At 36.0% G+C, this 21,894-nt stretch carries 18 protein-coding genes; 15 read left to right on the forward strand and 3 right to left on the reverse strand.

The window, feature by feature from the left end; translation table 11 throughout:
* The first annotated feature begins 12 nt into the window (after window positions 1–12).
* The 3 genes from fabZ to AC3WOM_RS08115 all read left to right on the forward strand — a co-directional run bounded on the left by fabZ (window position 13) and on the right by AC3WOM_RS08115 (window position 1,506).
* Complete coding sequence (gene fabZ, locus AC3WOM_RS08105) at window positions 13–456, forward strand: 3-hydroxyacyl-ACP dehydratase FabZ (RefSeq protein ID WP_427539979.1); 444 nt, start codon at window positions 13–15, stop codon at window positions 454–456.
* Between the two features lie 165 nt (window positions 457–621).
* Complete coding sequence (locus AC3WOM_RS08110) at window positions 622–1,005, forward strand: hypothetical protein (protein ID WP_427539982.1); 384 nt, start codon at window positions 622–624, stop codon at window positions 1,003–1,005.
* A gap of 108 nt (window positions 1,006–1,113) precedes the next feature.
* Window positions 1,114–1,506, forward strand: coding sequence for a hypothetical protein (locus tag AC3WOM_RS08115; RefSeq protein WP_492446068.1), 393 nt, complete (start codon window positions 1,114–1,116; stop codon window positions 1,504–1,506).
* Between the two features lie 94 nt (window positions 1,507–1,600).
* On the opposite strand, the gene AC3WOM_RS08120 is transcribed toward AC3WOM_RS08115, so the two are convergent.
* Entirely contained in the window at window positions 1,601–2,026 is a 426-nt protein-coding gene (locus AC3WOM_RS08120) for a YwpF family protein (RefSeq protein ID WP_492446070.1), read from the reverse strand.
* Between the two features lie 316 nt (window positions 2,027–2,342).
* Here AC3WOM_RS08120 and AC3WOM_RS08125 point away from each other — a divergent pair, with 316 nt between their 5' ends.
* Window positions 2,343–2,765, forward strand: a complete 423-nt coding sequence (locus AC3WOM_RS08125) for a single-stranded DNA-binding protein (RefSeq protein WP_492446072.1) — start codon at window positions 2,343–2,345, stop codon at window positions 2,763–2,765.
* 270 nt (window positions 2,766–3,035) lie between these two features.
* Here AC3WOM_RS08125 and AC3WOM_RS08130 read toward each other — a convergent pair whose 3' ends face one another.
* Together AC3WOM_RS08130 and AC3WOM_RS08135 are read right to left on the reverse strand one after the other, a co-directional pair.
* A complete protein-coding gene (locus AC3WOM_RS08130; RefSeq protein WP_492446074.1) occupies window positions 3,036–5,798 on the reverse strand; it encodes a DEAD/DEAH box helicase in 2,763 nt (920 codons plus the stop codon).
* A complete protein-coding gene (locus AC3WOM_RS08135; protein WP_492446075.1) occupies window positions 5,795–7,369 on the reverse strand; it encodes a hypothetical protein in 1,575 nt (524 codons plus the stop codon). The genes AC3WOM_RS08130 and AC3WOM_RS08135 overlap by 4 nt, the downstream gene beginning before the upstream one ends.
* 212 nt (window positions 7,370–7,581) lie before the next feature.
* Between AC3WOM_RS08135 and AC3WOM_RS08140 the strand changes: the two genes are divergently transcribed.
* The 11 genes from AC3WOM_RS08140 to AC3WOM_RS08190 all read left to right on the forward strand — a co-directional run bounded on the left by AC3WOM_RS08140 (window position 7,582) and on the right by AC3WOM_RS08190 (window position 21,893).
* Window positions 7,582–8,055, forward strand: coding sequence for a transcriptional regulator (locus tag AC3WOM_RS08140; RefSeq protein WP_492446077.1), 474 nt, complete (start codon window positions 7,582–7,584; stop codon window positions 8,053–8,055).
* A 341-nt stretch (window positions 8,056–8,396) separates the two neighbouring features.
* Window positions 8,397–9,239 (forward strand): flagellin N-terminal helical domain-containing protein, encoded by an 843-nt coding sequence (locus AC3WOM_RS08145; protein WP_492446079.1) that lies wholly within the window; start codon window positions 8,397–8,399, stop codon window positions 9,237–9,239.
* A 49-nt stretch (window positions 9,240–9,288) separates the two neighbouring features.
* On the forward strand, window positions 9,289–9,528 hold the full coding sequence (locus AC3WOM_RS08150) for a hypothetical protein (protein WP_492446081.1): 240 nt from the start codon (window positions 9,289–9,291) through the stop codon (window positions 9,526–9,528).
* Window positions 9,489–10,196 carry a nuclease-related domain-containing protein gene (locus tag AC3WOM_RS08155; protein WP_492446083.1) on the forward strand — a complete coding sequence of 236 codons (708 nt, stop codon included), beginning with the start codon at window positions 9,489–9,491 and terminating at the stop codon, window positions 10,194–10,196. Before AC3WOM_RS08150 ends, AC3WOM_RS08155 begins: the two co-directional genes overlap by 40 nt.
* A 314-nt stretch (window positions 10,197–10,510) precedes the next feature.
* Entirely contained in the window at window positions 10,511–11,782 is a 1,272-nt protein-coding gene (locus AC3WOM_RS08160) for a nucleotide sugar dehydrogenase (RefSeq protein WP_492446085.1), read from the forward strand.
* Window positions 11,779–12,492: a WecB/TagA/CpsF family glycosyltransferase gene (locus AC3WOM_RS08165; RefSeq protein ID WP_492446087.1), complete on the forward strand. Its 714-nt coding sequence runs from the start codon at window positions 11,779–11,781 to the stop codon at window positions 12,490–12,492. Before AC3WOM_RS08160 ends, AC3WOM_RS08165 begins: the two co-directional genes overlap by 4 nt.
* A gap of 440 nt (window positions 12,493–12,932) precedes the next feature.
* Window positions 12,933–16,928 (forward strand): S-layer homology domain-containing protein, encoded by a 3,996-nt coding sequence (locus AC3WOM_RS08170; protein WP_492446089.1) that lies wholly within the window; start codon window positions 12,933–12,935, stop codon window positions 16,926–16,928.
* A gap of 749 nt (window positions 16,929–17,677) precedes the next feature.
* Entirely contained in the window at window positions 17,678–18,199 is a 522-nt protein-coding gene (locus AC3WOM_RS08175) for a tetratricopeptide repeat protein (protein WP_492446090.1), read from the forward strand.
* Window positions 18,192–19,721: an O-antigen ligase family protein gene (locus AC3WOM_RS08180; protein ID WP_492446092.1), complete on the forward strand. Its 1,530-nt coding sequence runs from the start codon at window positions 18,192–18,194 to the stop codon at window positions 19,719–19,721. Before AC3WOM_RS08175 ends, AC3WOM_RS08180 begins: the two co-directional genes overlap by 8 nt.
* A gap of 95 nt (window positions 19,722–19,816) precedes the next feature.
* Window positions 19,817–20,629 (forward strand): ABC transporter permease, encoded by an 813-nt coding sequence (locus AC3WOM_RS08185; RefSeq protein WP_492446093.1) that lies wholly within the window; start codon window positions 19,817–19,819, stop codon window positions 20,627–20,629.
* A complete protein-coding gene (locus tag AC3WOM_RS08190; RefSeq protein ID WP_492446095.1) occupies window positions 20,619–21,893 on the forward strand; it encodes an ABC transporter ATP-binding protein in 1,275 nt (424 codons plus the stop codon). The genes AC3WOM_RS08185 and AC3WOM_RS08190 overlap by 11 nt, the downstream gene beginning before the upstream one ends.
* Window position 21,894: the final 1 nt, after the last annotated feature.

The raw sequence follows: 21,894 nt of genomic DNA on the forward strand, positions 1-21,894 counted from the left end.
GGGGGAATATAAATGTTATCTGCAGAGCAAATTCAAGCAATCTTACCACATCGTTATCCTTTTTTATTCGTTGATCGTATCGTTGAATTAGATGAGGGAAAACGTGCCGTAGGTTTAAAAAATGTATCCATCAATGAGGATTTTTTCAATGGACACTTCCCAGGCTATCCCGTAATGCCTGGTGTTTTAATTGTTGAGGCACTAGCACAGGTTGGTGGTGTTGCGTTATTAAATGCGGATGAATTCAAAGGTCGCTTAGCCTTCTTAACAGGTGTTGATAATTGCCGTTTCAAACGTCAGGTGGTACCAGGGGATCAGCTTCGGCTGGAAGTAGAGTTTGTTAAACTAAGAGGTGCAATGGGCAAAGGTCACGGTGTAGCAACAGTTGATGGAGAACTGGTTTGTGAAGCAGATATTCTATTTGCTATAGGACCTGAACAGCCAAAACAGGCTTAATTTGCATTTATAGGCTAAAAGTTATAAAATAATTATATCGAATTATGTCCTTGCTGTTAATTTTTTAACAGTTTATTTATATTCTAAAATGCGATGGCGTATAGCGATTGTAAATTGAAATACATGTAATTTTAGGTTTTTTTAAAACGTAGGAGGATTATATAGATGTATAAGGAACTGTCTTCAGGTGTTAAAATTAGCATTACACGTTCGATTTCAACATCTTTTGAATCATACTTAGCAAGTATTGGTTGGGATGAAAAGCGTTTCTCTATGGAAGACTTCATTGCTAGCTGGAAGACTTATTTTCAAGACAATGCCGCATGGATTGAAAAAATTCCAGCAAATGTTTTACTGAGCACTGAATTTCATGAAGAGATGGCACAAAAAATCGATGAAGTAATTGCGAAAATTTTAAATGAAGAGCCAACTGCTAAGCAAATCGAAACAATCGAGACATTGCAAAAAGAGCTAGGTACAAAATATACGTATGACTGTAAAGCAGAAGCAGCTTACATTGAACAATTGTTAAAAGAAAAACAAAAATAGTTTGTACAAAAATCGGATAGTTCCCTCCTTTCCCGGGCACTCTATGTAGGATCACAAATGCACCCGTTGTATTTGCTGACATAGCACCCAAGAAAGGAGGTTTTTAATATGTGGAAAATGTCATTTTTGACTATTCTTTTTGCTACGCTATTCCTTGGAGGATGTAACTGGGGGAACAGAGCGGTCGAAGAAAGACCTGTGGAGAACGTTAAAAACGATGTTCGCCGAGGTGTTGACAAAGTAGAAGACGTGGTAGAGCCCGCTCGAAGACACGATGTTTACGATCGTAATGTGAATGGTGTTGAGCGTGGTACAGTTAACGAATCTACTGTAATACCTGAAGCTACGGCACCAGGAACAAACGCTGATTTGAACGGTACAAATGGCTATAATAACGTACCAAATGCAAATGGCGTTGAACGAAATGACAATGTTATTAAAGAAAATGTTGTGGAAGAAAAAGTAGACGTTCGTGAACGTAACAACATGAATACGCGATAATAATAAAAAGAGTGTCTCCAGAAATGGAACACTCTTTTTTTACTGCAAAAAATAACTCGAAAAAATAACGATGCAAAAGACAGCAGTGTTAAATTTAATCATTTTTAAGTTTTGGACGTTTCTTCATATCATGGGAGAAGCGACCCAGTAAATTATCTAAAGAAACGCCTTCCGCTAGAAGCTCTGCAAGTAATTGCTCTGCATATTTTGAACGTTTTGTTTTAAGTGTACCTTTTAAGAGCACAGAAATATGATCTCCGATTTCTTGAACAGTATGTACGGCAACCTGGAAAGGGGCAGGTTCATTATCTGGAAATGAAATAACGGCACGCACATTAAAGACAGCGGCTTTTTCTAATAAATGTTCAAAGGTTGAACGATATTGTCCGTCCATAAAAAGTTCAAGAATCCATGATTGATGGCTGTTTTCCTGATTGATAATAATGCCATCGACTAAAGGAAATGATTGTATGCCATCTTTTGTGATAAGGTCAAAGGAAAGCATTTTAAACGTTTTCATTATGTATTATCCTCCTAAGTCGGTCATCTTTATTAGTATAACACATTCGATTGGACCATGTGATGAAGTGACCTTTGCTTTGTTCCTAGCCAATTTTGAAAAAGAAAAAACTGTGAATTTTCATATTTCATGAAATAGCATTAGCAATTACAGCCAAAAGCATTCAGCCTATGAATTGATTTAATTTTTGCTTGGTAAAAATGCTAATATAACCAATTTATGATTAAAAATGAAGGGAAATGATAAAAATCGACTTTTGCCATTTCAGTATATGCTCTTGTAAGATGAGAGCATCAAAAGCAAAGGAGGTGAATTGATGAATCAAGTCGGACTGGTTGGAAGATTAACAAAAGATCCTGTGTTACGACACTTATCTGAGAATCGCGTGCAAACTCATTTTTCTTTAGCCATTAATCGCAATTACAAAAATAATCGTGGGGAAGTGGATGCTGACTTTATTCTTTGTACAGTATGGGGAAAACTTGCAGAGCATATCGTCAAATATTGCGGGAAAGGCTCATTAATCGGAGCAAATGGTCGTATCCAATCAAGGTCATTTGTAAATGAACAAAGTACGAAGATTTTTATTACAGAGGTAGTCGTTGAAGAGGTCCGATTTTATCAGCTTAAGCCAAGAGATAGTGGCGAGGCTATTGTGCCTACAAATCTGTCCGATGAGCAGGAAGGCTTGAAGGATTTTGTGTTACCAGAGGCAGAGGTAGTATTACCAGTAGTATAGCAGCAGCCATGTGTTACATACGGAGCAAGTGACAAAGTTGTCTGATCCGCCATTCTCCTATATTTACTTGCACCGTAATGCATGAAGAAAGGAATGATGTATACCCTATTATTGTAGTTCATTGCTGAAGACCGCACAGCAATGACGATTTTCAACACAACTTAATAAGAGTATGAAGTAAGCAGGAAAAGAAGTAAATAAAATTGTCCACTGATATTCTCAAAACTAAAGAGCGCCAAGAACATTTTTGCTCTTGGCGCATTCAAATAATTAAAAATCAAGTGTCATTAATGCTCGAAGCTCATCATCTTCAAGCTCAGTTAACCACTGACTTGATTGAATTAATTCTTCTGATAATGCAGATTTCTGCGCCAGCATTTTATCAATTTTTTCTTCAATTGTTCCGATTGTTACAAATTTATGCACCTGCACAAATTGTGTTTGCCCAATTCGATATGCACGATCTGTTGCTTGATTTTCCACAGCTGGGTTCCACCAGCGATCTGCATGTAAAACATGATTTGCAGCAGTTAAATTCAGCCCTGTTCCACCTGCTTTTAAGGAGAGGATAAATATAGGGAAATCTCCTGCCTGAAAAGCCTCTACTAAGCGATCTCTTTGTTGCTTAGGCATTGCACCAGTTAAAAACGGTGCGTCAACGTTATAAAGCTCACTAAAGCAATGCTGGAGTAATTGACCCATGCCGATATATTGTGTAAAAATGAGGCATTGCTCCCCATTGTCCACGATTTCTGCTGCCATTTGTACAATACGTTCTAATTTAGTCGATCGTGTTAGCATTGTTTCAGCATCCTCGAAAGGCTCTTTTAAATATAAGGCAGGATGATTACATAATTGCTTTAATTTACTGAGCATCTTTAAAACGCGCCCTTTTTTCTGAAAGCCTGTTAATTGCTCAAGCTGATCGAGCGTCTCTAAAATATATCCTTCATATAGAGATGCTTGCTCAGTTGTTAATGGGCAATATGCATGGGATTCTTGTTTATCTGGTAAGTTAAGCTGTAAATTCGGATCTCGTTTTGTACGACGCAATAAGAAAGGCTGTATTTTTGCACGTAGCTTTTGTTTATGAGACTCTGATTCATCTCTTTCTATTGGTAATATAAATTCTTCATTAAACCGACCAAAGCTACCTAGGTATCCCTTATGAATAAAGTCAAATATTGCCCAAAGCTCTGATAAACGGTTTTCAACTGGTGTTCCTGTTAGTGCAATATGATGAGTACCATGTAATTTACGAATCGACTTTGACTGTAATGTCTGCATATTTTTTATATTTTGCGCCTCATCAAGTACAACTGTTGCCCAATCCATCTCTTGTAAAAAACCAGCATCCTGTGAAACTGTACCATAAGTTGATAAAATCACATGTGGTTTATTTCTTTCCACTAGCTGTTTAAATACATCCTCCTTCGCTCGATTGGCCTGATAATGTGTATGCACAATTAACGAAGGCGCGAAGCGGGCAATCTCCTTTTGCCAGTTACCAAGTACTGACGTAGGGCAAATGATAATGGAGGGCTTTGTAAAATCTGCTGTTTCATAAAGATGAAGCAAATAAGAAATAAGCTGAACCGTTTTACCAAGGCCCATATCATCAGCTAAGCATGCACCAAAACCCTGCTCCCGCATAAAGACAAGCCATTCAAAGCCCTCTTGTTGATAGGGACGTAATTCAGTCTGTAATGTTAAAGGAGCTGGTACTGTTGGAAGACCTTTTTTCTCCAGAAGCTGCTCCATAAAGGACTTAAGGGATTGCTGTAATTCGAATGCAAAAATTGGATCATCTCGCATTTCATCATCAGCTTCCTCTTCTTCAAGGGAGGAAGAAAAGTTTTCTGGTAGCTCACGGAATAGTAACTCACGAACTGTCCAGCTTTCATCCTCTGCTTGCTGCATCAAAGCCCTCATTTCTTGCATCCAGTTTGCATCCACTCGGAACCATTCGGTACCAATGCGGATAAATTCACGTTTTTCATCTACAAGCTTTTTAAACTGTTCGGGTGAAATGGACTGTCCATTCATAGAAAATTGCCATTTAAATGTTAATATATCATCCAGTCCAGCTACCTTTTTTGCCGCTACATTACCAGTGCTTACACGAACACGCATTTTGGATTGCTTTAAATCCTTAAGCCAAGCTGGAAGTACTACCTCAAAGCCCAGTGCCTGCAATCTGGCAAGATCCTCACGTAAGAAAGTTCGAACTTGTAAATCTTCTAACATCACACGGAAAAAAATTTCACTACTTAATTCTTCCAATGAAAGAAGATCAGCAATTTGGGCTTGCTGTTGTTCGATGTCATTAGCGAACATCTGCCATTTTACAGGTAGGGCTTCAACTATTGGCTGCGACTGCTTACGAATTGCGGGAGTCCAATAGTTTTTTGTTGTAGCTGTACTAAGGACTGTTTCTAAAAGCCAAACATCTGAATCCTCCTCAGGTTCACTTAAGCGTAAGGAGACCGTAACTGCACCAGCCTGACGATTCTGTTCTAATGGCCAGCCACCACGTAGAAAAAAGGGCATTAGCTTTGGTAAATCGTTTAATACAAGACCAGTTTGTTGTAGCTTTTGCTGAACAGCTATTTCTAATAATGCTGTATCTGTTCCATCAATAGGGAATGTCAGTGAGGAAAAGTCATCAGCTATATCGGCATATGTCCAAAGTTTTGGTTCTTGCCAATATGCTTGTAAAGTCGACATTTTTTCTAGCCAGATTTTACTTTCAATATTTTTTCCATGCCACTCTATAAATGGATGCTGATAGCGTGGTGAAACAAGATCAAGAAGCTCTGATGTGGAAACTTCAACGGTAAAATCTGTCCGATTACTTAACAGCCCATAGATATTTTCTTCATAGTTAAAGAATAATGAAGAAATAAATGCATCAGCTTCAAGCGCTACGCCATCCGCTGTAAAGACTTGTAATGTAAAATATCCTTCCTGAGTGCCTTCAATTTGAAGTAGTAATTTTTTTGAAAATGGGGAAGGAGCATTGATAGTCATCATCCTAAGTTTCCTTTCTCAATTTCTTCCTGTAATGCACGAAGACGTTTAAATTCACTTCTAATGGTTTGCATATAGGTTTCAAAATAAGCCACTTTGCCAGCTCGTTTTGCAGCACTGCGCATACTTTTCCAAATTCGAACTGCCTGCTTATAGTTCATGCGTGATTTTTGTGTAATTTCACCCATAGCATATAAATGGTATAGGGGCATTACTGTCGCCGGAGCCACTTGTAGGACGTCCTTTAATCCACACATTTCTAAATACGAAAGTGATGAAGGATTCAATTGGTGAAGGGCTGCCCAATCCTGATAACGTCCTTTTTTAATCAGAAAAAATGAAAATGGCTGAAGCCCATAAACACCAAAGGCACTATACAGGAGGGCTTCCTCTTCTTCTGTGAGCTGTACATCTTCAAATAAAAGTTGGAATTGCCGGACATATTGCGCTCGCTGAACAACTGGCACAATTTGCTGTAGAAACACCTCAGTAAATGGTAGCATTGCACGCAAAATAATCGTTAGTGCAGGTAATTCACCAGCTCGTTTTGCAAACGTAGCAAGCTCAACTAAATCTGCCATTTGTTGCAACTGAATATGAGAAATTCTTTCTTGCAATAAATCTTCTTTTTGTAGCAGAACATAAAATAGCATTTTTAATGATTGTAAAGAGACCTCTGAGGAAGGCTCATCAAGTTTGTTTAAGAGTGCTAATTCCTGTTCACGTCTTGGCTTCTCATAAAATAATACTGCCCAAAGAAGCATATATATTTGTAATCGATTAGCAAATAATCCTTGACGTTCCAATAAAATCTCTCTCACTAAATCCTGTAGTGCATCATAAAATGGATCAGTGGCAAAAAGTCGTGATCGTCCAGTTAGCTCTGTCAGTATACTTTCCAATGATTGAACACTTTGATCAATAAAGTATTTCATATATGGAGAATCGATTGAATGTCCTGGTGTTTCATTGACATGACGCCAAATTGTATTAAAGATAGAAAGTTCCATAAAAAGCTTATAAAGCGGCTGCCATTCTCGTTCGAAGGGCATATGTCGTTGAAGTCGCTCTAATACATCTGTTCGTATAGCAGAGATACCATAGCCCTCTAAAATACGACCTGGCGGTAATAGGCGACGCATCACCTCATGGACCATTCGATGCCAGCTTTCTGGACTGCGTTCATCTGCTAAAGTTTTGAGCTGAACTGTTTTTTGTGAGCGCCAAGCACCTGACCAATTTTGCACAGAGTCAAAGTATTGATAAAGTGCCAGTAATGCGCCTACCTGATGGCGACACCATTTTAACTGAGGACAATTACAGCTTAAATGCTCATTAGCAAAATCAATTTCTACTGAGGCAGGTCTGACATCCTGTACACTTGCATATAATAAAGAACTCGCTCCATTAAATCGTTCAAATAACACTGATTTATTCCGTACTGAGAAAACAGCACGACGCACTAGCTCTTCGTCTTCGGTAGAGGAAGGGTGTAACGCCTGTTCAGCTTCCTTCAATTTGGTAAGGACAAATTCTTGATGCTCCTTAGCTATTTGGGAAATAGACAATGCCATAACCTCACTCCTTTCAAATATATAGCTAGTGGTTTATGCATTTTTTAGCATCTGGGTATTAAAGAAAAAAGACTGTCCTTCCATTATACGATTAAAATCCATACATGATAAGCTGAATGATTAGAAAGAAAAAAATCATGGTCTAGATAGTTAACAAGCTAATTGATTTATGTTAAAATCTGAATAATCAGATAAATAGGGAGGGATGAAGGATGATGCAAGTTCAATATATGAAGCCATTTTATACAAAAATCACGGGAGATAAATTACGTCTCGTATTTGCTTATCAATATTTCTCTATTTTAAAAGAGAATGAGATTTTCCATTTCATTCCCATAGAAGGTAAAGAGATGATTATCAACTTGAATACGCAGCAAATTGAAAATTTATCTGAGGTCTTTGTTTTCCAAAAGGGGAATCGCTTTATTCGATTACCATTATATCAATTATTACTAATCACAAATGTTCATGAGCATTTGGCACCAATTCTTGAAAGCGCTACACCAAAGCCACAGTTACCACTTGTTTCCTCTGTAACTGTTGGTGAAATAGATCAGCTTATTTCAGAGTTGGAGCAAAAAAACCTAGATTATTTAATTGATCAGGCATTACTAGATTACAATAAAACACTCTTTTTTGAACTTCTACACCAAAAGAGCAATCAACCTGGGGGTTTCGAAAATTGAATACACAGTATTTCAACTAAGCACCTACTTTTCGTATACGAGAAGCGGGTGCTTTTATAAATTGTTTATCTTAATTCATCGGGCATACAAACGCTTGTTGAATCAAGATAAAGTACTGACGGATGTCAAATTTTGAAGTGGAGCTTTTCAAGGGAACTCAAAAAAATCCAGACTCAATTACGCTGAGGCATAATTGATTACAATTAGGTCTAAAGTAAAGACGTAAAGTATGATTTAGAAATTTTTACTATATAAAACCTATTAAATTAGAATACATTACCAAAAAGACTTAAAAGAATTTTAGGTATTCCGATATAAAGAACAATAAAGGTGGTGAAATTATGCTTGGAAAGTGGTCAGCAACAGGTATGTCAATTTTGAATAACATGAATAGACATTACGATACAATGAGTAGGGCCATGTTGCGAATTTCTTCAGGTTACCGAATCAATAGTGCAGCTGATGATCCAGCAGGACTTGCTATTTCTGAAAAAATGCGATCCCAAATTCGCGGACTGAATATGGCTGCAAAGAATATTCAGGACGGAATTTCACTTGTGCAAACAGCTGAAGGAGCACTGAATGAGACACATGATATGATTCAACGCATGCGTGAATTGGCAATTGAGGCAGCCAATGATACATTGACAGATGATGACAGGCAAAAGCTTGAGCTAGAGTTCAAAGAGTTAAAAAAGGAAATTCAACGCATCTCAACTGATACGGAATTTAATACAAAGACATTACTAAATGGGGATCATGCTACGAAGGGTATTAAAATTCAGGCAGGGGCAAATTCAGGTCAAAACATAGAGCTATTCATTAATGGTATGGGCTCAGAGGCACTAGGCTTGAAGGATGCTTCTATAGCAACCCGAGAAGATGCTGATAAAGCCATTTCTACAATGGATGAGGCTTTAAAACGAGTGTCAAACGAGCGATCTCAACTAGGTGCCTATCAAAACCGTCTAGAGCATGCCTATAATGCGAATGTGAACACTGCAGAAAATTTACAAGCAGCAGAATCTCGTATTCGTGATGCAGATATCGCAAAAGAAATGATGAACATGGTCAAAGCACAAATCTTAATGCAGGCAAGTCAATATGTACTGGCAATGCATATGCAGCAGGCCCAGTCCATTTTAAAATTGTTAGAAAGTGGAACAATGAGGAATCCCCGATAATAATGGTGATTCCTTTTTATTTAGGTTAAATAGAAAAGGAGAGAATTGATTGATTATAAAACCCTTCGAACCATCCCCGTTTACAAAAGGACTTCAAGCACTTGTGACGCGTTTACACCCCACTCATCCACAATATCAAAAACTTCAGCAGGAACTTAAAAATAAAGAAGCGGGTGATTTTGGTGAGCAATATGTAGTGAAAGAGCTACTGCAAATGGTCTTAATGAAAGTTACATTTTCCACAATGTTATGCTTCCCTCTGTTTTTCCCATGCAAATTGATATTTTAATCATCGTCCCCAACGCTATCATAATACTAGAAATCAAAAACATTCGAGGAACAGTCCATTTTAAAAATAATCCTCGTCAGCTCATTCGTACTTCTGAAATAGGAGAAGTGCAAGTCTTTACACATCCTGAAATACAGCTTGAACAATATATCCAAGGATTGAAGCATTTTTTAGGAAAGCATCATATTACGATACCTGTATATGGGGCTGTTGTCTTCCCATTTAATAATGTAAATATTCTTAGAGCGTATGAGGGGCTGCCTATAATAATGGCAAAAGAGCTGCCGTTATTTCTGCATCAACATATTGGGAAAAGCAAAGAGACAATAATGACAGAAATCAAACATATTATTTTGTCACAATTACAGCATAGAACGCCGTTTCCGCTTTGCCGTTATTATCAGATTGACATTGCGGCATTGCAGCGTGGCGTTTATTGTGAAAGCTGTGGTCAGTTTGGTATGTTGAAGTTACGCATGGCTTGGTATTGTCAGCATTGCCAATATAAATGTACAAACGCATATATACAGGCACTACTAGATTATTACATGCTTATCGGAGAAACGATTATGAACAGGGAATGTCGAGAATTCTTAAAAATTGAAAGTCAGTATGTAGCAAAACGCCTTTTACAAAAATTGTGTTTACCTAGTACTGGATCAGATTGATATAGGCAGTACCATTTATCCAGTTTATATTTGAATCGCCGCTAATAGCTTGAGTTACGCCGCTTACTTTGTGTGAAACGTCACTAAAACCTTGCTTGCGCCACTTAACTTGTGACAATCGCCACTAAAACCCAAAATTCCGCCACTAGCTACAAAACTTTTACTAATCGGACACAGATAGCATCTTCAATATAACAAATTAATTCACACATTCCTTAGAAAGATGTATACTATAATGCAGAACAAAAATGCTTTTATGCATTTACAGAACATATATAACTACTCGTTTTTGATAACGGAAGGAAGAATAGAGAATGACGAAATCAATTTGTGTCGTTGGACTTGGCTATATCGGTTTACCAACGGCTGTAATGTTTGCCAACCACGGCATAAAAGTACATGGGGTGGACGTAAACCCAGCAGCAGTAAAAAGTATTCAAGAGAAAAAACTTCATATAGAAGAAAACGGCTTACAGGAGCGTTTGAACAAAGCAGTCGATGAAGGTTTCCTTACAGCATCAACGACACCTCAGGAAGCAGATGTGTTTATCGTTGCGGTTCCATCGCCAATCAATCCTGATAATACAGCTAATTTAGAATATGTACGTCAAGCTACAGCTTCAATTGTGCCATATTTGAACAAAGGCAATCTAGTAATACTTGAATCAACAGTGCCACCGAAAACCGTAGAACATGTGATGCTGCCTGAGCTAATCAAGGCAAATCTTGAATTCGGTGTGGATTTATTTGTAGCGCACTCTCCAGAACGTGTAATCCCAGGTCGTATTTTTGAGGAATTAGTGAACAACGACCGTATCGTTGGGGGTATTGATGAACAATCTGCACTAATGACAAAAGAGCTTTATCAAACATTTGTTAATGGAACAATCCACCTGACAGATGCAACAACAGCTGAGCTTGTGAAAGTAATGGAAAACACATATCGTGATGTTAATATTGCATTTGCTAATGAGCTAGCAAAATTAGCAGAAAAACTGGACGTTAACATTTGGGAGGCGATTAAATTCGCGAACTACCATCCACGTGTGAGTGTTCATTTCCCAGGACCAGGTGTTGGTGGTCACTGTATCGCTGTTGACCCATGGTTTTTAGTAGAGCTAGGTGGCGAGCAGGCACAAATTATTCATCTATCACGTAATACAAATGATAGTATGCCAAGCTTCACAGCACAAAAAACACAGGCCATCTTAAATCAAAACAAAATTGCTGGTGGCAAAGTGGCAGTACTTGGACTAGCCTTCAAAGGAAATGTCGATGATATGCGCGAAAGCCCATCAACAATTGTTATTGAAGAATTACAAAACCTTGGATTAGAGGTAATTTCATACGATCCACATATTAAAGAGAACAAACATGCTACACAAACACAAAGCTTAGAAGAAGCAACTAAAGATGCAGATATTATTGTGGTTCTAACAGATCATAATGAATTCAAGGCATTAAATGCTACGGAAATCACAGCGCAATCGAAAATCGTCTTCGATACGAAAAATTGCTTAAACCGTGAAAAATGGGAGGATGCAGGCTTCCAATTCCACCTATTAGGAGATGCGAAAAACCGATGAAGGAAACAGTACTTGGCATAAACGTCAATACGGAAGGCTACGATGAATTAATGGACTTGGCATTTGAGCGCATTGAAAAAAAGCAAAAGGCGCTTGTCGTTGCCATCAACCCAGAAAAAATCATCAAAGCAAAAGAGGACCCTGCTCTCAAGAAGCTTCTTAATGAAGCGGAATTTCAAATTCCAGATGGCATAGGCGTTATACTTGCCTCAAAGATTCAAAAAGGGCAAATCCGTGAACGAGTTACAGGCGTTGATATGATGATGAAGCTTTGCGAAGAAGCATCAAAACGAGGCAAGCCTATTTTCCTTTACGGTGGAAAGCCTGGAGTGGCAGATGCAGCTAAAGCAAAGCTAGAATCATTATTTCCTTCTATTAAAATTGTCGGCACACAGGACGGCTATGAGAAAAATGAACAGAAGGTAATTGACCGTATTAATGAAGCACAGCCTGATTTACTTTTTGTTGCAATGGGAAGTCCAAAGCAGGAAAATTGGATAAATGTAAATCGTGATCAATTGCATCCAACTATCTATCAAGGTGTAGGAGGATCATTTGATGTACTCGCAGGTACAGTGAAACGAGCACCAGAAATTTTCCAAAAATTTGGCCTTGAATGGTTTTACAGATTATTGAAGGAACCCAAGCGTATCAAGCGTCAAATTGCACTTCCATTATTTTTATTGGAAGTTGCAAGAAAGAAACGTTAGTAATTTTTAAAAATTGGTATTGTCGTTTTAGAATGAAAGTGTTAGACTGTATGTGTATAGGAATTTCCTCTATGAAATAAATAGAATTCCCTGCAAGGAAACAACGGTTGGTAGCCCAAGCGAAAAAAGCTCAAGCATATTTATGCTTGAGCTTTTTTCGTGTTTTGATTTGTACAAACTAGAATATTTGAACATTTATTGATAGAGTACGAGAATTTTTGAAAAGTTACGTAATATCACTTGAAAAAATAGCTCAAATAGATAACAATGGTAAAAGAGAGTTGTGTGTCCTTATTTTTCCGGAAACGATTTAGAAACTTTCCCAAAATATGATTGACAACTTTTAGGGATACTACTATACTTTTATGTGTAGTTGTTTATTTACTGCATTTCTATGTAGTAGAGACATAATTTTTGAACTTAGAGGAGGAAATTTTTCTATGGCTAACCAACCAAAGAAATACAAAAAATTCGTAGCTACAGCTGCGACAGCTACTTTAGTAGCTTCTGCTATCGTACCAGTGGCTTCTGCTGCAGGATTCACAGATGTAGAAAACAATACTCATAAAGATGCAATCAATGCTCTTTCTGATGCTGGTATCATCAATGGATACGCTGACGGCACATTCAAACCAAACCAAACAATTAACCGTGGTCAAGTGGTTAAATTATTAGGTCGTTGGTTAGAAACTGAAGGCTTTGAAGTTCCATCTGATTGGGAAACATCTCAACGCTTCAAAGATCTTCCATTAACAGCTGAAAAAGAATTAGTTAAATATGCTGCACTTGCTAAAGATGCAGGCGTATTCGCTGGTTCAAACGGCAACTTAAACTACACTCAATCTATGCAACGTCAACAAATGGCAGTTGTATTAGTACGTGCTATCAACGAAATCTATGACTTAGATCTAGTAGCTGAGTACAAAGCAGATGGATTCAAGAGCGAAATCTCTGACCTAGGTGCTGCTTTCTCTGCTGAACAACGTGAAGCTATCACTGCTTTAGAATATGCTGAGCTTACAAATGCTGCTAACCTACCTGGTAAAGCATTCAAACCAGCTGATTCAATCACTCGTGGTCAATTCGCTTCATTCCTATACCGTACAATCAACCTTGATATCGTAGTAGATGTAGATGCTACTGTAAAAGCTATCAACAACACTACTGTTGAAGTAACATTTGATGAAGAAGTTGGAAACATCAAAGATCTTGACTTCAAAATCGAAGGTTTAGAAGTTAAAAATGCTGCTGTAAAACAATCTAACAAAAAAGTTGTTGTTTTAACTACGGCTGCTCAAGAAGTAGGTAAAGAATACACTGTAACTTTAAACGGTGAAGAAATCGGTAAATTCAAAGGTGTAGAAGCGGTAATTCCAACTGCTATCGACATCGTTGACAAATCTCAACAAGAGGTTGTAGGTAACCAAGTAACTGTTAAAGCTAAAGTAACTGTTGCTGAAGGTCAATCTAAAGAAGGTATTCCTGTAACATTTAACATCATCAATAACTATGGTGATAACAGTACAGGTACACTAAACCAACCAATCATTGCTGAAGCAACAACAAATGCAGATGGTGTAGCAACTTATACTTACACTCGTTATGCACAAACTAGCCAACAAATCGCTTCTTCTGATGAAGTACAAGCTTACTCAACTGGTAAAGCTTCAGTACGTTCATTTGCAAAAGTATACTGGGCATCTATTAAACCATTAACAATTACTGAATTAACTACAGGTAACTCAGTAAATAATGGTGCTAAAAAGCAATATAAAATTAAAGCTGCTCTATACCATACAGAAGGCTATACTGCTGCATTCACAGAGAATGGTCAAGTATACCCAGCTGGTAACTACGTAAATATTGCTTTCAAAGAAAATATTGATGTAACACCTGATAAAGCAGTAAAAACTGTAGATGTAATTGACGGTAATGGTAGAAACTTAGGTTACCCAGGTCAATTTACAACTTCTTTAGGCGATCAAAACCAAGGTATCAAAGTTGTAAAAGTTGCAGTTGATAAAAACGGTGAAGCAATCGTTACATTAACAGGTAGCAATGCTGACGTAACACCAATTGTATTTGTGGATAATAAAGAGAACCCACAAAACGCAACAGGCAACCGTGGTCGCTTCAACCCAACTGAATTATTTGCAGAAGCTCCAAAATTATCATTTGGTAAAATCCAAAACTTACAATTAGCTCTAGAATCTTTAGGTACAGAATATGCAGCAGCATATGCTACAACTGGTTCAGCTACATCGTACACATACGTAAATTCAAGTACTAATCAGGTTTTAATTCGTGATGCTGCAAACAATCTTACTTGGATTCCAACAAATACAGGACTACCAACAGGTGCGCGTTATATTAACCAAGATAACCCATTACGTACTGGTGAAACAGTACCAGCTGGTTTTGTTCTTACTCGTGATACAGTTGGAGTTCCAGCTAAACTACACAATTTATTCACTACTACAAAATCAGTGCATACTTTCTATAACATTGCTAATGGTAAATCAGCTTCTGCACAATTAGCTGATGAGTTAGTAAATAGTGGTGGTCGTGATTATAAAGCGGTACTAAAAGATGAAAAAGGAAATCTTGCACCAACTGGTACACAAGTACGTGTTTCTGTTGAAGTTGGTTCAGCTCTAAGAACTAATAATGCTGGTTCTGTATATTTAGTTGATAAAAACGCTAATGCAATTCACCGTTTAACAACAGATGCTAGCAAATCTGAAAAATATGTTGTAAACCTTGCAACAGATTCAAAAGGTGAAGTAGCATTCACATTAATTGGTGCAAAAGATGCATACGCAACTCCAACTGTATTCTCTGAAACAGGTGACAAAGCTGGTTTAGATAAAAATGATTTACAACAAGTTGGTGGCATCGCATACTTCGGTGACGCAGTTGTACAATCAGCTATCTTAACTGTAGATGGTAAAGATGCTCAATCTGTAAATGTTGGTGATTTAGCAGCATTCACATATCAAACAGTGGATCAAAACAAAAAACCATACAACACTTACAACCAAGCTAACCTACGTGTAACATTCCAATTCACATCTACATTTGCAGGTGCAGAAGTATATGCAGCAAGCTCAGTAGGTACTGATGGTAAATTACTTCCTGGTGCAACACCAATCCCAGGTGGCTATATCAACATGGGTAGCTCAAATACAGCTCCATTGACTATTGATGCAGATAACAATGGTAGAGCAACATTATATGTAAAAGCAACACGTGGTACTACAGTAACTGCAACTGCTGGTGCAAATACTCCATCATTACCACAAGGCTTAACTGCTTCTGCTGTATTTAACTTAAATAATGTTGAAGGTATTCAACCAGGTGTACCATACACTGGTCGTGTAATTGCAACAGATACAGTTAATAACCGTTTATTATTATTAATGAATGATGGTGTAACAGTTAAAGATGTTGATTACAGCGGTACTGGCACACAATATTATAACGTTGCTGGCGCAAACCTTTCTGAATCAACATTTGAAGGTGCTAATGGATTAGGTTTAATTGGTCAAGAAGTAACGTATACTCTTGGTAAAGATTCTACTCCAACAACAGTTAAGCTAGGTGCATCTACATCTGGTATTAACTTCAAATCAGGAGCAGCAATTTACCTAACAAACTTAAATGCAACTTATGATTTCCATGGTCAAACTATTGGTTCAGCTACATTACCAGTAAAAGTTATTGTGAATAATGACAATGTTACTGTGAAAGACTTAACATTAAATGGTTCAATTGATGTTGGCGGTGGCGGTACTGACGCTAACTACCAAGGTCAAATCAACGTGCAAAAATTCACTGCTGATGGTGTAACATTAAATGGTCATGCATATGTTCATACAAATGCACACCAAACATTTAACTTAGTAAATGGTTCAAACTTTGAGTTTGTACATTTATTTAAAGGTGAGCGTGTTAACTTTGCAGGTACTGCTTCTACTATCCGTGAATTAATTGCGTATGCTTCTGGAGCAAAGATTTCTAATGAGCGAATTTTAAATTCAGATAACACTGTTAAATATGCAGGTGGAGTAACACCAATTATTAACAAAGTAACAGTTACTAATGCAACAGTAGGTGCACCAGAATCTTCAATCTCTGGTTATGCAACACCAATTGCAACTGTAGAAAACCCAGTAACTGCTGCGAAAGTGACAACTACAACTGGTGATACAGTAGAGTTAACATTCGCTGTTAATACGGCTTCATCAATTATTAGTGCAACTACAATTAATGGTACAACTGCTACAACTACTACTGATACAGCTGGAGTAACAACTGCTAAGTTCACACTTACTTTACCAGTTGCTAACAACAAAATTATTCTTGTTGTAGATGGACGTACATTTGAAGCTGCTTATAATAATGTTGGTAACTTAACATTCACTCGTAAATACTAATCTTTTTGATTAATAGTTGAGTGATTAGAAATAAGACTGTCAACAAATCTAGTTTATGCTAGGTTTGTTGCAGTCTTTTTTGATTCTTCCATATTTTTATTTCTTCCCCTCAAAGATGGAATAATCTTGGCATTTTCTTTTACAGGAGGGCAGTAAATCATTGCTAATGGTTTATTTATTTTTCTAATGAAATTTAATCTATATTGAAACAAAGAATACATTGATATATATTTCTTTTGCTTTTCAATAAATTTAAAGTACCTAATATAAATTTTTAATCTTCAGCTTAATGATCTTTTAAACAGCAACTTATTCTTAAGTAAGGGTATCCATATGTTTTTGGTAAAATGCAAAATCTGTTGAAATTAGTACTGATCAAAATCGTCAATAAGACTTTATTTCTTTACATTTTTCCATCTATTATTACTCAACATTTCAAATCTTTTTTACTACAATTTTCATTCCACTTCCTCCACAAGTTAATTAGCTTAAATATCATAAATTTTTAAAAATATGATTTCTTCTAAATATATCGTAATCCAATTTAAGAAAGTTGAGAACCTTAGCGTAAGAGGGAGTCAAATATGTTACAACAATAATAATAGGTGAAAATGATATAGTTTAAAGCATTTTCTTTAAAGTCATAATATATCAGATTAACTGGCAGTCTACCCTACATGTGGAAGCTAATTTATAGTATAATAACCTTATGTGAAAAAACGACAAAGTATGAGAAGGGTAGAGTTACAATGACATTTACTGAACCAATTAGAAAATATATATTATCGGGCTTGGTGGCATTTGTTGTAATTGGTCTAATTGTGGCAAATGTGATGGCCAGTAAGCAAGATGACAAATTTAAAATAAATGAAGCTTTATATTCGCAAGCCATACAGTTACAATCGACAGGTGACATGTCTGGATCAGCAGACGCCATTAAAAATGTTCTGAAAAAAGAACCTAATTCAGAGATTGCAAATTATGCAGCAGCTTTAATTTTTGCACAAAACGGCGATATGAAGCAGGCAGCAGTTCTTATGCAAAAAACACTAGACTTAAATCCATATAAGGTGGAAGACCCAAGATTTATGATTCAATTGGGCGAAATTTTTGTCGGTGCTGAAAAATATGAAGAGGCAAAAATCGTGTTATTACGTTGTCAGGAATCTCAATGGACACTAGAAGATATTCCAACTTATCAGGAGCATGTAGCAGAGCTATTAGCCCAAATCGAAAATTCGCAATTAAAGGAAGGTACTAAAAATGAGTAAGTTCTACGAAAAAGTCGCCTATCGTGATACTGAAGAAGATATACAATCACAAAAATCTGTAGACAAATGGATTTTTGGGTTGCTTCTTATTGTCATAGGATTTGTACCTTTAATCGTTATGGCGAGCGTAGTTGAGGTTCAATCTCCACTGATAACTAATGTAAGTGCACTAACAGGTGGTACAAAGGGTGACCTTTTTACACATTATAAAGCATTAGCTGTATTAGTTATTACGGTATTAGCAGGCATCATGTTCTTGGCTAAAATTTTATTTATGAACGGGAAAGTTCGTAAAACTAAACTGAATTATGCAATAGGAGCATTTGCTGTAGCAATTGTGTTATCAACAATTTTTTCACCAAACATTTCTATTGCATTGCATGGTCAATACAACCGTACTGATGGTGCAATTAGCTGGCTTTGCTATTTAGCGTTATTCTTTATTGCAATGAATATTGAGTATCCTAAGAAGGCTATTCAATATATTATTTACGCTACTGTTCCGTTTGTTTTAATTAACTTTGTTATTATTACATTAAATTTTTATGGGAAAGATTTACTTCAAAAAATCTGGGCACAAAAGCTATTTACAGCGTTTTTACCTGAAGGAGCATCTTTAAGTGAAGGATCAGTATTACTAGGAACATTAAACCATGGGAACTATATGAGTGGTATGTTTGCAGTTTTAGTCATCATGTTTCTAGCTAAGAGCTTAACTGATAAAAAGGTATTTGATAAGATTTTTAGTTTTGTTATGGCGACAATTGCAGTTTTTATAGTGTTTATGTCATTATCTACAAGTGGGTTTTTGACAATCGTAGCAATGATGATTTTCATTTTATGGATTGCCCTTAAAAATGAAAAGAAGGTAATAGCTTTTATTCAAATAGTAGCATTTTGTGCTATTTCTGTTGCTGGGATTCATATTTTAGCAGGAGAAAACGCCAAGGTTTGGGATGAAACATTTGGTTTCTTTATTTCTAGTAATCCATATAAAGAAGAAGCAACTGTTTTAAGTAATAATCTTTTCGACTTAGATAAAGCATATGCATCAGATAACAGCTTTGAGCTTCCAGAGATTGCTCCTTCAGGTGTAGGTGCAGGTTCAGGACGTGTTTATATTTGGACATATATTATGGATTTAGTCAAAGAGAGACCAATCTTTGGTTATGGACTTGATACATTAATTTATAATTTCCCACATTACAATAAAGATGCAAGAGCGAATCTTGAAACTGAAACAGTAATTGTGGATAAGCCTCATAATATGTATATTGGGGTTTTATATGGCACTGGGATTGTAGGGTTTATAGCCTTTTTAGCAATCGTAGTATTTATAGTATTGAATAGTTTAAAAGTAATTATTGATGGAAGAAATAAGTTAGTAATTTTGGCTTTAGCAGTATTAGCGTTCTTACTTCAAGCAGTATTTAATGATACACTGCCAGGGACAGCAGCGTCGATGATGGTTATTATTGGCATAGTACTGATAAATAATAATAGAAATTTTGTTGAGAATTAGTAAAATGAAAAATAGAGGAAAACAATTAGTTTCCTCTATTCTTATTTTAGTTAACAGTTTCAATAGTAGGGTAGTTTATTGAGGAGATTGTAAAAATGATACGTTCAACGATAAAGCAAATTCAATTTATACTTGCTCAAAAATCTTTAATTAACCAATTTACTCGAAGAGAGATTTCAAATAGATATAAGGGATCTTTTTTAGGAATAATTTGGTCATTTATAACACCACTCATGATGTTGACAATCTATACTTTTGTATTTAGTGTTATTTTTCAAGCTAGATGGGGTACTTCTGGAGAAACTAATAAAGTTGAATTTGCTTTACTATTATTTACCGGTTTAGTTGTTTTTAATGTATTTTCAGAAGTAGTATCACGAGCACCTAGTTTAATAATAGCTAATAGTAATTATGTAAAAAAGGTAATATTTCCGTTAGAAATCTTACCAATTGTTACTCTAGGTTCTGCTCTTTTTCAAGCATTGATTAGCTATATGATACTTATATTGGCGATGCTAATATTAACAGGGACGTTTTATTGGACTGCTGTATTGTTCCCAATAATTATTTTGCCTTTGTTGTTATTGACTTTAGGATTAGCATGGTTTTTAGCATCTTTAGGTGTATATATTAGAGATATAGGACAAATCATTTCTATTGCTATTCCAGCATTGATGTTTATGAGCCCAATTTTTTATCCTATATCTTCAATTCCAAAAGAATTTCACTTTATTTATTCTTTAAATCCAATTACTTATGTAGTCGAAGATATGAGAAGAGTCATTATTTGGGGGCAACTTCCACACTGGAATGGATTTATTATTGAATTGTTTATAGGAATAATAGTCGCAGTTTTGGGATATACATGGTTCAAAAAGACAAGAAAGGGTTTTGCAGATGTCCTCTAGTAATAACTTTGCAATAGAAGTGAAAAATATATCTAAAAGATATCAAATTTATGAAAAACCAATAGATCGTTTAAAACAATTTTTATCATTAGGAAAAAAAGTTTATTATAGGGCATTTGATGCATTGCATGGTATAAATTTCGAAGTAAAAAAAGGACAAACTTTTGGTATTGTAGGGCAAAATGGTTCTGGAAAAAGTACATTACTTCAGATTATAGCAAAAACATTAACTCCAACTGATGGTGAAATTAAAGTAAATGGTCGCGTAGCTGCTCTATTAGAATTGGGAAGTGGATTTAATCCTGAGTATACTGGAAGAGAAAATGTGTATTTAAATGGTTCAATATTAGGTGTATCGAAAGAAGAAATGGATGCAAGGTTTACAGAAATTGAGAAATTTGCAGATATAGGTGAATTTATTGATCAACCGGTAAAAACGTATTCGAGTGGAATGTATGTACGTTTAGCTTTTGCAGTAGCGATTAATGTTGATGCTGATATTTTAATAGTAGATGAGGCATTAGCTGTGGGAGACATGTTTTTCCAAGTGAAATGTTATAAGAAATTTGAAGAGTTTAAGAAACAAGGAAAAACGATACTACTAGTTACACATGATTTAAGTAGTGTGATTAAATATTGTGATAATGTATTAGTTTTAAACGATGGTGAATCTTTAGGGGTACACAATGCTAAAGAGGGTGTAGATTTATTTAAAAGGCTTGTAGTTAATTTACACAAATCTACACTAACAAATGAATTTGTTAAAAAGGAAGTTCAATTAGATGAATGGAAAAGTTTTTATCAAATCAATTCGGACCATCTAGATTATGGTAATAATAAAGCTGAGATTATTGATTTTGGGATTTTTGATGAATTTGACGAATTAACTTCAACAATAGAAAAAGAAAGTGAATGCAAATTTAAAATAAGAGTACAGTTTAAATGTCCATTAGAATTTCCTATTTTTGCATTTACAATTAAAGATTTAAAAGGTACTGAAATTACAGGTACTAATACAATGGTTGAGAATATCGTAATTGATACACCAAAAAATGGAGTCATAATGGAAGCATCTTTTAGTCAAAAAATGAGTCTTCAAGCGAATAATTATCTTTTATCGTTAGGGTGTACAGGTTTCGAAAATGGAGAGTTTGTGGTATATCATCGATTATATGATGTTATTTCGTTTCAAGTAATATCTTCTAAAAATACAGTAGGTTATTTCGACTTAAATTCTAAGATTGAAATATCCACTATACAATAGG

The organism is Lysinibacillus sp. FW301-JW8 (genome assembly GCF_058788755.1).